Annotated in this window: 12 protein-coding genes; 5 read left to right on the plus strand and 7 right to left on the minus strand. The window is 42.1% G+C overall.

Going from position 1 to position 13850, the window contains the following annotated elements:
- Positions 1-27 precede the first annotated feature (27 nt).
- Together yidC and LKX84_RS17590 are read left to right on the plus strand one after the other, a co-directional pair.
- Positions 28-1908, plus strand: a complete 1881-nt coding sequence (yidC, locus tag LKX84_RS17585; RefSeq protein ID WP_228238999.1) for a membrane protein insertase YidC — start codon at positions 28-30, stop codon at positions 1906-1908.
- 80 nt (positions 1909-1988) lie between these two features.
- Positions 1989-2534, plus strand: coding sequence for a DUF6515 family protein (locus LKX84_RS17590; protein WP_228239000.1), 546 nt, complete (start codon positions 1989-1991; stop codon positions 2532-2534).
- 283 nt (positions 2535-2817) lie between these two features.
- Here LKX84_RS17590 and LKX84_RS17595 read toward each other — a convergent pair whose 3' ends face one another.
- A complete protein-coding gene (locus LKX84_RS17595; protein WP_228239005.1) occupies positions 2818-4683 on the minus strand; it encodes a fasciclin domain-containing protein in 1866 nt (621 codons plus the stop codon).
- 204 nt (positions 4684-4887) lie between these two features.
- Between LKX84_RS17595 and mnmA the strand changes: the two genes are divergently transcribed.
- The 3 genes from mnmA (at position 4888) to LKX84_RS17610 (ending at position 7656) form a co-directional block, all read left to right on the plus strand.
- Positions 4888-6078 carry a tRNA 2-thiouridine(34) synthase MnmA gene (mnmA, locus tag LKX84_RS17600; RefSeq protein ID WP_228239008.1) on the plus strand — a complete coding sequence of 397 codons (1191 nt, stop codon included), beginning with the start codon at positions 4888-4890 and terminating at the stop codon, positions 6076-6078.
- A 116-nt stretch (positions 6079-6194) separates the two neighbouring features.
- Positions 6195-7136: an NAD(P)H-dependent flavin oxidoreductase gene (locus LKX84_RS17605; protein WP_228239010.1), complete on the plus strand. Its 942-nt coding sequence runs from the start codon at positions 6195-6197 to the stop codon at positions 7134-7136.
- A 49-nt stretch (positions 7137-7185) separates the two neighbouring features.
- Complete coding sequence (locus tag LKX84_RS17610) at positions 7186-7656, plus strand: hypothetical protein (protein WP_228239012.1); 471 nt, start codon at positions 7186-7188, stop codon at positions 7654-7656.
- Here the strand turns inward: LKX84_RS17610 and LKX84_RS17615 are convergent.
- From LKX84_RS17615 to LKX84_RS17640, 6 genes are read right to left on the minus strand one after another with little or no spacing between them, the layout of a single operon-like run.
- Entirely contained in the window at positions 7653-8987 is a 1335-nt protein-coding gene (locus LKX84_RS17615) for a DUF58 domain-containing protein (RefSeq protein ID WP_228239013.1), read from the minus strand. The genes LKX84_RS17610 and LKX84_RS17615 overlap by 4 nt on opposite strands.
- A gap of 6 nt (positions 8988-8993) precedes the next feature.
- The gene (locus LKX84_RS17620; protein ID WP_228239014.1) at positions 8994-9992 is read right to left on the minus strand and encodes an AAA family ATPase; all 999 of its coding nucleotides are present in this window, start codon (positions 9990-9992) and stop codon (positions 8994-8996) included.
- 3 nt (positions 9993-9995) lie between these two features.
- Positions 9996-11180: a DUF4350 domain-containing protein gene (locus LKX84_RS17625; protein WP_228239015.1), complete on the minus strand. Its 1185-nt coding sequence runs from the start codon at positions 11178-11180 to the stop codon at positions 9996-9998.
- A gap of 29 nt (positions 11181-11209) precedes the next feature.
- Positions 11210-11929, minus strand: a complete 720-nt coding sequence (locus LKX84_RS17630) for a hypothetical protein (protein WP_228239016.1) — start codon at positions 11927-11929, stop codon at positions 11210-11212.
- Positions 11926-12867, minus strand: a complete 942-nt coding sequence (locus LKX84_RS17635; protein WP_228239018.1) for a hypothetical protein — start codon at positions 12865-12867, stop codon at positions 11926-11928. The genes LKX84_RS17630 and LKX84_RS17635 overlap by 4 nt, the downstream gene beginning before the upstream one ends.
- Entirely contained in the window at positions 12848-13819 is a 972-nt protein-coding gene (locus tag LKX84_RS17640) for a stage II sporulation protein M (RefSeq protein WP_228239020.1), read from the minus strand. Before LKX84_RS17640 ends, LKX84_RS17635 begins: the two co-directional genes overlap by 20 nt.
- Between the last annotated feature and the right edge of the window lie 31 nt (positions 13820-13850).

Here is a 13850-nt window from a genome sequence, read left to right on the forward strand (position 1 = left end):
GATAAAGATTTCTACTAAATAATTTCCATGGAAGAAAAGAAGCTGGATATCAATTCCATTATTGGATTTGTATTGATTTTTGGGATACTCATTTTCATGTTTTACCAAAATCAACCCACCCCAGAAGAGTTGGCGGCCGAAAAAGCGAAGCAGGAGCAAGTTGAGGCTGAAGCAAAGAAAGTTGAAGAAGAGGCCCAAAAGCCAGCCGTAAAGGAAGCCCAAACCATAAATCTTAAAGATTCAACGGCCGTGGCCGCTTATAAAAGTGGGGTAGGGGCATTTGGTTTTAGTGCAGTTTCCGATGGAACTACCAAATTGGAAAACGAGGTGTTGTATTTGGAGGTATCCAACAAAGGTGGACAGATCGTGGAGGCCACCATGAAAAATTATGTCACCTATGATTCGGTTCCCGTTTATTTGGTAAAGGATGGCAATGCCAATTTCGCCCTGAATTTTACCACTTCTGACAATCGGGTGTTGAATACGGCCGATCTATATTTTGAACCATCACTTTCCAAAAGTGGGGACAACCAAGTACTTTCCATGAAGGCCAAAGTAGCGGATAACCAGTTCTTGGAATATCGCTACGAAATGAAACCGAACGAATACCTTGTTGATTTTACGGTACGTTCCCAAGGATTGAACGGTGTGCTCAACAGCAGCAAACCGGTTACTTTGGAATGGGAGATGAAAGGTATTCGCCACAGCAAAAGTGTCAAATATGAAAACCGTTATACCCGTTTAACTTATAACCATGCTGATGGTGATATCAGCAAGCTTTCCGAAAGCAGTGATTTAGATGAGGAAACTGAGGAAGATGTAAAATGGATGTCCTATCGCCAACACTTCTTTAGTTCCATATTGGCTACCGATGACCATTTTGAAACAGCAGAACTGAGTTCCAAAAACTTGGTAGAAGAAGAAAGCAAGGATATTCTTTTCACTAAGGAATACAGTACAAAAGCGCCCTTGAAGTTACAAGGTGGGGAATTGTCCCAGAACATGCACTGGTATTACGGTCCTACCGATGTGAAAATATTGGATGATTACAAGGATTTGGGTCTAGTGGAGTCCATCCCTTTCGGATGGGGCATTTTTGGTTGGATTAATCGATTTGTTTTTACGCCTTTATATGGATTTTTGAGCTCGTTCCTTCCTTTCGGGATTGCGATTATCGTGATGACCATTTTAGTGCGTTTAGCCTTGTCTCCCGTAACCTATAAGTCGTACCTCTCGCAAGCCAAGATGAAGGTGTTGAAACCAGAGATTACCGAGATCAACGAGAAGTACAAGGACAATGCCATGAAAAAGCAACAAGAGACCATGAAACTCTACAATAAGGCGGGTGTTAGCCCCATGAGTGGATGTGTTCCGGCCCTATTGCAGTTGCCCATATTTTATGCGCTGTTCATGTTCTTTCCAACCTCTTTTGCCCTAAGACAAAAATCGTTCTTGTGGGCGCAAGATCTTTCGTCCTATGATGCAATTATTGAATGGACAACCAATATTCCATTTATTTCAAGTTTTTATGGCAATCATGTGAGTTTGTTTCCCATCTTGGCATCCGTTGCCATCTTTTTCTACATGCAGATGACCACTGGTGAAACCATGCAGATGCAACAGCAACCGGGAATGCCCAACATGAAGTTCATCATGTACCTTTCGCCCATTATGATGTTGTTCTTCTTCAACAACTATGCGAGTGGTTTGAGTTTGTATTATTTCATTTCCAACTTGATTACCATATTGATCATGTTGGTGATTAAAAACTACATCTTGGATCAGGATAAGATCCATGCGCAGATACAGGAGAACAAGAGCAAGCCTAAAAAAGAGAACAAGTTCCAGCGTAAAATGCGCGAAATGATGGAACAGGCCGAACAACAGAAAAATTCAGGGCGAAGATAATTTCATCGTAATTTGGATTGACGGATTAAACCTTTTTGGACAACAAGTGTCCAAGGGGCAATAACCATTAATTCAACAGTATGAAAAATCTAAAACTGATATTGTTTTTGTTTACCTTATTTTTTGTGGGCACTACCGAGTATGCCGAGGCCCAAGTAACGAGAGGACAGGAAAGGAGAATGGTCCGTAGAAAGGTCCGCCGCCACAACCGAAGGGTGGTCCGCAGGACGTTAAGACAATTACCTGCCAATACCAGACCTATTGTTTACCGAAAAATTTCCTATTACCCAGTTGGTGGCATGTACTACATTCAACGCAAAGGAATTTATGTAAGAACTTTTCCTCCAAGGGGATTTCGTTTGGCGGTGGTGCCAACAACCGCTGTGATCATCACAGTCCGTGGCACTCGCTACCATTATGCAGACGGTGTTTTTTATGAACCTCTTGATGGCGAATATGCCGTTGCTGCCCCGCCTATCGGTGCTGTGGTAAAGGAACTTCCGGAAGATGCCGAAGAAATCGATTTTGACGGGGTAACCATGCACGAACTCAACCAGGCTGTTTACAAAGAAGTGGAAAACGGATACGAGATTATTGAAGTGCTGGAAGATGAAATAGAACCATAACGTTTTCGGACAGTTGGATCAGGACATAAAAAAACTCCCCCAAGAACTTTGGGGGAGTTTCCATTTTAGGTTTAGTTTGGAAAGATTTGGGACTTCAAAGATGCGGCAACATCGCGGCGAAAAAAATTAATAGTTGTCAAACCACTGGTTTTTGTAGTGAAAATTACCTCCTATTGATGTGTCATCGATGAACGGTATTTTTATGACGTTTAAAGCCCTCAACTTAATAAATGATGAGGGCTTTTTTATTCATGACTGATACCGATTTGGGTAAACCAATGTTTTAGTTAGTGGTATCAGGGATCAATACGGTATCCACTACATGGATTACCCCGTTAATTGCCTGGACATCTACAGCAATAATACCAATTCCTGTGTTTCCGGCTCCATCCGTAATATCGGCAATATTATCACCGGTACCAGGCAGACTAAAGGTAAGTGCATCACCTTCCAAAGTGTTGGCTGTGGCTCCATTGCTAAGATCACCGGAGCGTACATTGGCCCCTGCAATAACATGGTGCTGTAAGATTGGGATCAGATCCGCTTCTCCAGGAATACTTGGTAATGCTTCAAATGCAGCATTGGTTGGAGCGAATACGGTAAACGGATCGCTTCCTGAACCGTTCTGAGCGGATAATACACTTACAAAATCAACACTTGGGGTCAGTTCTGTCAATGCCTGTACTAAAGTTGAAAAATTTGGGTCAGCTATAGCAAAGGTTACCACAGTTGGTAAGTCAATAATAGCATCAACCACATGGATAACGCCATTGGAAGCGACTATGTCCGCCAAAACTACATTGCTTGAGCCATTCAAGGTAACCCCATCGTCAGTATTGATGTAGAGACTTAGATTTTCATTGGCGGCAAATTCTGCGGCGGTGCTCACATAGGAATTGGACAGTCCGGCTGAAAATGTAGCTGCTCCTACAATCACGTGATTGGATAGAATGGCATTCAAATCATTGCCATTCGGATTTGTAAAGGCTGTAAATGCAGCATTGTTTGGTGCAAAAACTGTGAAATCTTCTTCTTCGTTGGACAACAGATCGGTAAACAGAGTATTCCCGCCATTGGTCAACGCACCTACCAAAGAGGAGAGGTTTGGGTTGGCAACAGCATGATCTACAATGTTCGGAATGTCAATTACCGCATCTACCACATGAACAATTCCATTCAACGCTTTTACATCCGGTACCAGAACGGTGGATACGCCATTAAATGTAACATCCCCTGATGCATCGAAATAAAGGCTAACATTTTCATCTCCAACTCCAGTGGCCAAGGTCTTGGCATAACCGGAGCTAAGAGCTGCCAAATCTGAGGAAGTAACTGTACCACTGATCACGTGGTTCAAAAGTACATTGGTCAATACATCCGTTGGAATATCGGCTATTTGTGCTCCATTCAAGAAAGTAGCAAAAGCTTCATCAGTAGGGGCCAAAACAGTGAAAGGGCCATCACCACGTAAAATGGTTGGCAAATCCCCGTCCGCTGCTTGTAGCGCAGCTACCAAACTTTCCAAGTTCTCATTACCCAATGCCAAATCAGTGATCGGCACCAAAATAATATCGGACAATTCGTCCAAAATGGCTTGTGGAAGCAGCACTTTGTCAATCAAATGAACCACGCCATTGGAGGCCATTACGTTTGCCGTGGTAACTTGGGCATCCACATCGGTTGCATCACTCAGATAAACCCCACCTTGGGTTGAAACTTCAAGAGTAGATCCTTGAAGCGTGGTAATGGTTTGACCATCACTCAAATCCGTTGACAATACAGCCGCTCCCGGAACAACATGGTAAGTTAATATGACGGCCAACAGATCCTGTAATTGTTGGGTGCTGAAATCATCAAGGGAATCAAAACCATCCAATTGTGCCAAAAGATCCGCAAAGGCATCGTTTGTAGGTGCAAAAACCGTAAAAGGTCCTTCACCACTCAAGGCGGTGATCAGATCGTTATTGGCACTTTCATCGGCTTTTTGAAGCGCGCTTACCAAAGTGCTCAGGTCTGACGTGGCCTGCGCCGTAGCCACAATATCAAGCTGTGCTTCGGGCGGATTCGGTTCGTCGTCATCGGAGCAGGAAACCATGCTCAGTGTAAATAGGACAAAGGTTAATCTTGCAATTTTTTCTAGAGTTTTCATGTGCTTGTGAAATATTTTGTTTAACTGTTTAAAAATATGCTTAAACAAAATAAATGCAATACTGTTTAACATTTATGTAAAAAAGTTTAACAAAATTTTTTCTCATTCCAGAAGGGTCAACATTTTCGACAGCCTTTTTAGGAGAAGGCAGAGGCTATTTTTTATTCCATGCATTTCGTATTTTTGTACCCTTAAAGCATTGTGATGAAAAAGGTTGTTGTAGGACTTTCGGGAGGAGTGGATTCCAGTGTGGCCGCATACCTGCTCAAAGAGCAGGGATATGAGGTGATTGGTCTTTTCATGAAGAATTGGCATGACGATTCCGTAACCATTTCTGAGGAATGTCCGTGGTTAGAGGATAGTAACGATGCCCTTATCGTGGCCGAGAAATTGGGTATTCCTTTCCAAACGGTGGATTTGAGTGCTGAGTACAAGGAGCGTATCGTGGATTATATGTTCAACGAATATGAAAGAGGGCGCACCCCCAATCCTGATGTGCTCTGCAATCGCGAGATCAAGTTTGATGTCTTTTTAAAGATTGCCCTACAATTAGGTGCCGATTATGTGGCAACGGGTCACTATTGCCGAAAAGGAACGATCCAAAATGAAGATGGCACCGAAACGTATCAATTGTTGGCAGGCAAGGATCCCAATAAGGATCAATCCTATTTTCTATGTCAATTGTCTCAAGAGCAATTATCCAAAACGTTGTTTCCCATTGGCGAATTGCTAAAACCTGAAGTTCGAAAGATCGCAGCAGAAAACAATTTGATCACAGCCGATAAAAAGGATTCCCAAGGATTATGCTTTGTGGGTAAGGTGCATCTACCTGACTTTTTGCAGCAAAAACTGAAACCTAAAAAAGGGGTCATTGTAGAAGTACCCAGTGATGCTTCCCAATTTGCCATAGCTGTTCCTGAGTTTCACAATGAAAAGGAGAAATTGGCCTTTCAAGCGGAAAAACCCATTTTTTCTATGGAAGATGGCAAGGTAGTGGGAGAACACCAAGGGGCCCATTATTTTACCATCGGGCAACGTAAGGGTCTGAACGTTGGGGGTACCAAAGAACCTTTGTTCGTTATTGAAACCGATGTGGACAAGAACATCATTTATACAGGACAGGGCAAGACCCATCCGGGATTGTTCCGGAATACCCTTTTTGTGAAAGAAGATGAGGAGCATTGGGTACGTCCCGATCTGGCCTTAAAAGAAGATGAAACCATGGAAGTGATGGCTCGTATCCGTTACCGTCAACCATTGCAAAAAGCCACCCTCTATAAAGTAGGGAACGGACTGTATGTTGATTTCCAAGAAAAGCAATCCGCCATTACCGAAGGTCAGTTTGTTGCCTGGTATGTGGGCGAGGAATTGGTGGGTTCAGGAGTGATTTCTTAATCTTTCAAAAAGCTTGCACCTCGTCATCCTGAATTTATTTCAAAATCCTTTAGAATATTATTTTTATTTTGATGGGAAACTGAAACAAGTTCAGTTTGACAATTATTCAATATTTCATGCAAAACAAAATCACCCAACTTTTCGGAATACAATATCCTATCATTCAAGCTGGTATGGTCTGGGCCAGTGGTTGGCGATTGGCCTCGGCCGTTTCCAATGCTGGTGGACTTGGCATTTTAGGCGCTGGGAGTATGTATCCAGAAGTGTTGCAGGAGCATATCGAAAAATGTAAAAAAGCCACTGACAAACCTTTTGGGGTGAATGTTCCCATGCTATATCCTGACATTGATAAGTTGATGAAGATTATTGTGGACCAAGGGGTGAAAATCGTCTTCACTTCCGCAGGAAATCCAAAAACCTGGACGTCCTATCTACAGGAAAAAGGGATTACCGTGGTTCATGTGGTCAGCAGTGTCAAATTCGCCCTAAAAGCTCAAGAAGCTGGGGTAGATGCTATCGTTGCGGAAGGTTTTGAAGCGGGAGGCCACAACGGAAGGGACGAGACCACCACCATGGTACTGATTCCTTCAGTAAAGGAAAAAATAAACATTCCCTTAATAGCTGCTGGAGGGATTGCCACAGGTAGGGCCATGTTGGCAGCTATGGTATTGGGTGCCGATGGGGTTCAAGTGGGGAGCCGATTTGTGGCTAGTCCCGAGGCATCATCCCATGACCTGTTCAAAAAATGGGTGGTGGATGCCCAAGAAGGGGATACCCAACTCACCCTAAAAGAGTTGGCCCCTGTGCGTTTGCTCAAAAACAAGTTCTACCAAGATGTGCAAGCCGCTTATGCCAAGGGAGCATCCGTAGAGGATTTAAAAAGCTTGTTGGGAAGGGCTCGGGCCAAGCGTGGCATGTTCGAAGGTGATATGGAAGAAGGGGAACTGGAAATTGGCCAAGTTTCCGGGTTGATTCACGATATTAAACCTGCGGCCCAAATCGTGGCCGACCTAATGGCCGAATTCAACCAGGCAAAATCGGAAATTCAAGACTACTAGTATTTTACGGGAAAAGTTTCGGAAACTTTTAATACTTTTAGCGGGAGCAATGAGAACACTTATCCCCACACTAGTATTTTTTGTGCTCGCTTCCTATTGCCATGGGCAAGTGGAACGGGACAAAGCACTCCATTTTTTGGGAGGAAACCTTTTTGGACTGGCTGGAGCCGGAATCGCCAAACAAGCATCTGATGGTAATCGTATCTGGACTTTTGTAGGTTCCGTGGCCGGAAGTACCCTGATCGGGTTGGCCAAGGAAACAGTCGATGCTGGTCAACGTGACAATGGCTGGGACAATGATGATTTGGCCGCTACGATTTTAGGAGGTGTTACCGTTGGGGTAACCATTGATCTTTTCGCCAAAAAAGATGACAACAAACGGTTACGGGGTAGATATTCCAGCTTAGGACGAAAGAAGAATAAAAGAAACGACTTTTCATTAGAGCCCCAATTTGTGGTGTTGGATGGAAAGTTGCCCAGTTTGAATACCCTAGGTCTTTCTTCCTTGGATTTGGACTAAATAAGTCCCCTCGCCTTTATTTCCAAGTATTTGTTGATGGTATTGATGGTGAGTTCTTCAGGTTTTGTCAATATGGTTTGTATGCCGTGTTTCCGTAATTCATTTACAATCAATTTCTTTTCATAAATAAATTTTTCAGCAATGGTCTGTTCAAAAAGTTCATGGACAGTATTGGCTTTTTTACTGGCAAATTCATTCAGTTCGGTATTCTCAAAGAAAATCACTACCAAAAGGTGTTGTTTGGCAATAGCCGTCAAATAGGGAAGTTGGCGATGAAGCGCATCCAATGTTTCAAAGTTGGTATAGAGTAACAGGAGGCTTCGCTGGTTCAAGTTTCGCTTTACATCAACATACAATCTGCTGAAATCACTTTCAATAAAATTAGTCTCTAGATTGTACAACGTTTCCAAAATTAGGTTCATTTGGGAACTACGACGCTCGGCAACCACCCTGTTGTCAATTTTGTCACTAAAGGAGAACATGCCGGCCTTATCCTGTTTTTTCAAGGCAATATTGCTGATAACCAAAGTGGCGTTGATGGCATAGTCCAATAAACTTAGTTGGTTGAAGGGCATTTTCATTACCCGACCCTTGTCGATGACTGAATAGATGGGCTGGGATTTTTCATCTTGATATTGGTTCACCATCAATTGGTTTCGTTTTGCCGTGGCCTTCCAGTTAATATTACGAATGTCATCACCCAACACATAATCCTTGATCTGCTCAAACTCCATGGTATGCCCGATCCGACGGATTTTTTTAAGGCCATATTCATTCAAACGGTTAGTGAAAGCGATTAAATCATATTTCTGTAATTGCAGGAACGACGGGTAAACCGGTACCTCCTGAGCATGGTCGAATAAATATTTTTTTGCTAAAAATCCGATAGGTGAACTTGCAAAAACATTTAAACTCCCAAATGAATATACACCACGTTCGGTTGGTCTAAGATGGTATTGGTATACTTTGGCCTGGCCTTTTTCCAATTTACTTTCCAAGCCAAAATCCCGCTTTTGAAACTGGAACGGTATCTCATCAATGATTTTTAATGTAACAGGAAAGAGATAGGTATTCCCTAACTGGAGTTGGATCAGGTTTTCATCTCCATTGGAAAGTTTTTCGGTCACAATGCGGTGGCCTTCTATTTTTCCTTTCGAGGCAAAAAGCAAGAGCAGGTCTACCAAAAGCAATAAACAGAAAAGAAAGAAAAGAATCTTAAAGGCCCCAAAAAGGTCTGGTACCATGTAGGATACCACAAAACCTGCCACCATGGTCGTTAAGACCATGAAGAATCGTTTTTGGAAATATATGGGCCTAAAGATTTTTTTCATAGGGGTTTATCGGGGTATTTCGATGCTTTCCACAATTTGTTTTACCACTTGTTCCGCTGTAAGTCCTTCCATTTCGCGTTCAGGTGTAAGCAATATTCGGTGTGCCAGAACTGGGGCAGCCACCTTTTTAATATCCTCAGGGGTTACAAAATCTCGTCCGTTTATGGCTGCAAGTGCTTTGGATGCCTCCAAGATGGAAATGGAAGCTCTGGGCGAAGCTCCCAGGTACAGATTGGCATTGGAGCGTGTATTGTCCACAATGGATGCAATGTACTTGAGTAGGTTCTTCTCCACAATAATGACCCTAATGGTGTTTTGATATTCTGCTATCTCCGCCGCAGTAAGTAAGGTGCTGACCAAGTCTTCCTCTACTTTGGTCTTCTGCGCATGTTTGCTTTCCAAAATTTGGATTTCTTCTTCCAGACTTGGGTAATTGACATTGATCTTGAAAAGGAAACGATCTAGCTGGGCCTCCGGTAAACGATAGGTGCCTTCCTGTTCAATGGGGTTTTGAGTGGCAAAAACCAAAAAAGGAGGTTGCATGCCATACTCCACACCGTCCATTGTAATCTGCCTTTCTGCCATAGCCTCGAACAATGCCGCTTGGGTTTTGGCGGGAGCACGGTTGATCTCGTCTATCAAAATAATGTTGGAGAAAAGCGGTCCTTTCTTAAACTCGAATTCGGATGTTTTTACATTAAAAATAGAAGTTCCCAAAATATCACTGGGCATTAGATCCGGCGTAAACTGAATTCGACTGAAATCCACGTTCATGGTCTTGGCCAATAATTTTGCCGTCACCGTTTTTGCCACTCCCGGGACTCCTTCTATCAACGAATGTCCATCGGCCAAAATGGAGATGATCAACAACTCGATCATGTTCTGTTGTCCTATGATGACTTTACCCAATTCAGCCTTTATCTGGGCAACTGCCTCTTGAAGTTTGGTCAAGTCCACTCGGGAACTAAACTGTAGTGCGTCGTCTTGTGTTTCTTGTTCTTCCATAGATCACTTCTTAAATGCGGTTATTTTTTTGTTGAGTTCTATACTTTCCTGCTCGGTATGGGAGCTTTTTTTCTTCAAACGAATCATGTAATCGATTAAATTTTTGGTCTGTTCCAGGTCTTTTCCAGATTTTGCGGCCAAAATTTGAATGGCGCGTTCGTTCATTTGGGTTGTATCCACATGGTATTGGTTTCGGACATCTGCCAAAAAGTAATTGATTTTTTTATGGATCAAATCGGTATAGTCCTTGTTTTGATGGTACAATGAACCTACCGCCCTGGCAAATTCCACCGAGGAATTTTGTAAAGGTTCCATTACCGGGATGATTCGCTGCTCCCGTTTACCTTTGAACAACACAAATAAAAGAATGCCCAATACCGTGAGATAATAGGCCCATTTTAAGGTTGGCTGGTTGAGTACAAAACGCATGGGCGAATTGATGATCAAACGACCTGATTTTTTGTAATTGTCCCAGTACAATAGTTTGCGTTCCATTAAATAGGAAAAGGATTGGGTCACATAATCTGCATTTCCTCTTAGCATGTAATAATTGGAATAGGCCTGTGGTGTGGAGCTGAGAATGAACTGCCCCTTGCCAAAATCGGTTCTGATGAAATTTGGTTGTGTCACCGTTTCCTCGGGCTCATCATCCAAGTAGGTGTTTCGTGTATAGGTTATATGTCCCAAAATGGTTGTTTTGGTCGAATCCACGCTAGAAAAATGGGAATTGAACACACCACGTGAAAGCTCATAAGTGCGGTTTGCAAAACTATCGTGGGTAAAATCCAATATTGCGGTGCCTTCCTGAAGGGAATAATCGGAGTTGATACCAATGTTTAGTGTATCCATCAACTGCCATCCAAATCCAGTGGCAGCAATGAACACCGTATTCCCTTGATCCACAAAATCCAAAAGTTGATTGGTTTCTTGCTCATCCAAGTCAACATATTCATTTATGAATATATAATTGGCAGATTGAATTGAATCCCGTTCTGAAAGGACATCATACACACTTTCCTGAACGGTTTCAATGGTACTTTCCGGAAAAATGGCCTGTAGTTCATTATATAATACATAGCACCCGAACGGTATTTTGTCCACGGCAGTGTAGGATGGGTGCCAATTGATGGGTTTGGGACGCACAATTTCTGTAATGATGATACCCAATACCACCACTATGAAAACCATGATGACTATTTTCGATCTACGGTCCATACTCAGCGTGTGATCAAATTTTTAAGTTTATTGAAACGGATATCTGTTTTTTGATACCCAACTTCATCCAAAGGTTGTTCGCCATACCAAATATGTTCATAGAGGTATGAAGCCTTTTTGAACTCCGACTGAAGAAGTTTTTCCTTTATTTCCCGTTCATAGTCCGAATTGGTCTTTTCAAAATGCCAGGCAATCAGGTTCTGTTGCGATAGGAGTTTTAAAATTTTCAAAAACTGATATCGAACCGCCAATCGATAATCATTGCTTTTTAGGGCCTCGTTCATCAAAGCATCCAAATCGATGGATTCTATATGTTGTTCTGAAAGGTCAATATCAAGAATGGATTTGGCCTTTTTGGTAAAGATGGCATTGAATTGTTCGTTGATGAACATGCGTACCAAAAGGTAAATTACCAAAGCACCCATTAAAGCATAAATAATGTACTCCAATATCAAAAGGGTCTGTGGCGAGATGTCGAACCCAAAGGTATTGTTCAACAAGTTCAAAAACCAACGAATCGCCCTACTGAGCAGGTTGGCCGATTCCCCTGTTTTAACTTCATAATCAAATTCCTCACCTGCATATTTTTGGTTGAGGCTATCCGATATCTTTCGTTCGGTTAGAACAGAAGATTTATCCGAAGGAAGTATAATGGTATCTTTTTGGGCAAATCCCACCCCTACCCATAAAAGGAAAATCAATATGTATAACCGTTTGATCACTGTTCTGTTTGGCCTATCTGTTCTATTTTACTTCTGGTATTGATATTATAAGTTTTTTCATAGAGCGCATAGAACAGAATTCCATTCACAAACTGAGAGAGGCATTGGGCATATATCATTAAAATGAGCAGCAGACATGTGCCAAGGGTATAAATTACAGTTGCCACCACAGAAGTGCCCACCTGAATATTGTTCTCAACCACATGAAAGGTGTAAATGCCAACAAGTATTATTGGAACCATCAAAATGATGAAGAATAGCAGGCCATTGAGCAATCCTAAAATAAAATTGACCCCTACGGATCTCCAAAAATTATTGATGACCAAATTCCAGCCTTCACCAAACCCTTCAATGGTTCCTTTATTTTGACTGAGCATACTGAAAAATGAAACCCCGATCCAAGCGGTCATCCCAAATTGGACAATATATTGGGCAATCATACCCAGCAAGGGAATAAAAGCCATAATAACTGCCACTATGAAAAATCCTATGTAAATGGGAATCAACATCAAGATAAAAAGTAGCGTGTTGCCCAAATTACTTTTGGTATGTAGCCAAACTTCCTTTTTATCAAAATCCATTCCTTTATGTTCATCATACTTCACTAAATAAGAAGAGCTCAAACTGTAATTGAATCCCGACACCACCAAAAAAATGATGGCGAATAAGGCAAACCCTATAATCAAATAGGTGACATACGCTTCCGTATTTCCAGGGTTTGCACTAACACCATATTGGTTGTATCCGTCTGTGATCATTCCTACGAAACCCGATACCAAAAAATAACTGGTGATCAAAAGGCCGATCAAAAAAACACCATTGTAACTCAAGAAAACGTTGGTGAACTTTTTCAAATTCTGGCGTAAAAAATCAAAGTAAACGGAAAGGATATCTCCGAAGTCTCTATTGATTCGGAGTTCAATGTATTTGTCCTTCATGTAATTTTCGGTTTAGTAGTATGGGGTATAGGATATAATAAAATACAATCAAGGTCAAGGAGCCGCCAATGATCAAAAATGCCAACCAGTCGGGCATTTGGGCATAGCGAGTAATGAATCCTTCAATAAAGCCCGCAATAATGAAAAAGGGGATGGTGCTTACCACCACCTTCAATCCATCCTTGGCACCTCTCATGAACGAAACTCTCCTGGAATAGGTTTTAGGGAACAAAATGCTATTGCCCATGATCAGTCCCGCACATCCGGCAATGATGATCACAGAAATCTCAATCGTGCCATGGAGCCAAATTTGTCGGTTGGCTTCAAAAAATACGCCTTTCGTATAAAAAAAAGTGATGAAGGCACCTAACATGATTCCATTGCTGAACAATATATATGCGGTACCAATACTGGTGATCACCCCAAATGCAAATGCCAAGAACCCCACACGGATGTTATTAATCGTAATGCCCAAAAAAGTACCTATTTCACTACCACTTTTATAAATAGCAGTGGGCTCTCCCATGGCAATGTTGTTCAGGGTTTCGTTCACGTAAGCATCACCTAAGATCAATCTAACAAAAGTGGAGTCATTTAAAGCTGAGAGCGAACCTATGGCTGTGGCCACCGCAAAGATCAGGAAAGCAATGAGCAAGGTCTTGTGGTATTGCCTAAAGAACAATGGAAACTCCTTGCCCCAAAATTCCAAAATCCGGTTACCTGATTCTTTTTTGTTCTTGTAAATTTTCTGATGCGCCTGCGAGGCCAGGGAGTTCAGGTACAATAAAGTCTTGCTTTCAGCGTAATAGGTTTGCGCGTAGGCCAGATCATTGGTTAGCTGGATGTATCCGTCTACCAAGGTATCGGGATTGGAATGTGAACGTGATGCAATTGCTTTTTCAAAAGCAATCCATTTTTCCTTATTTTGTTTCACAAAGGCAGCTTCGCGCATACGTGGAATTTCCTAAAATCTAAAAATACGG

Source organism: Allomuricauda sp. M10, from assembly GCF_020782875.1.
In the GTDB taxonomy this organism is placed as follows: Bacteria; Bacteroidota; Bacteroidia; order Flavobacteriales; family Flavobacteriaceae; genus Flagellimonas.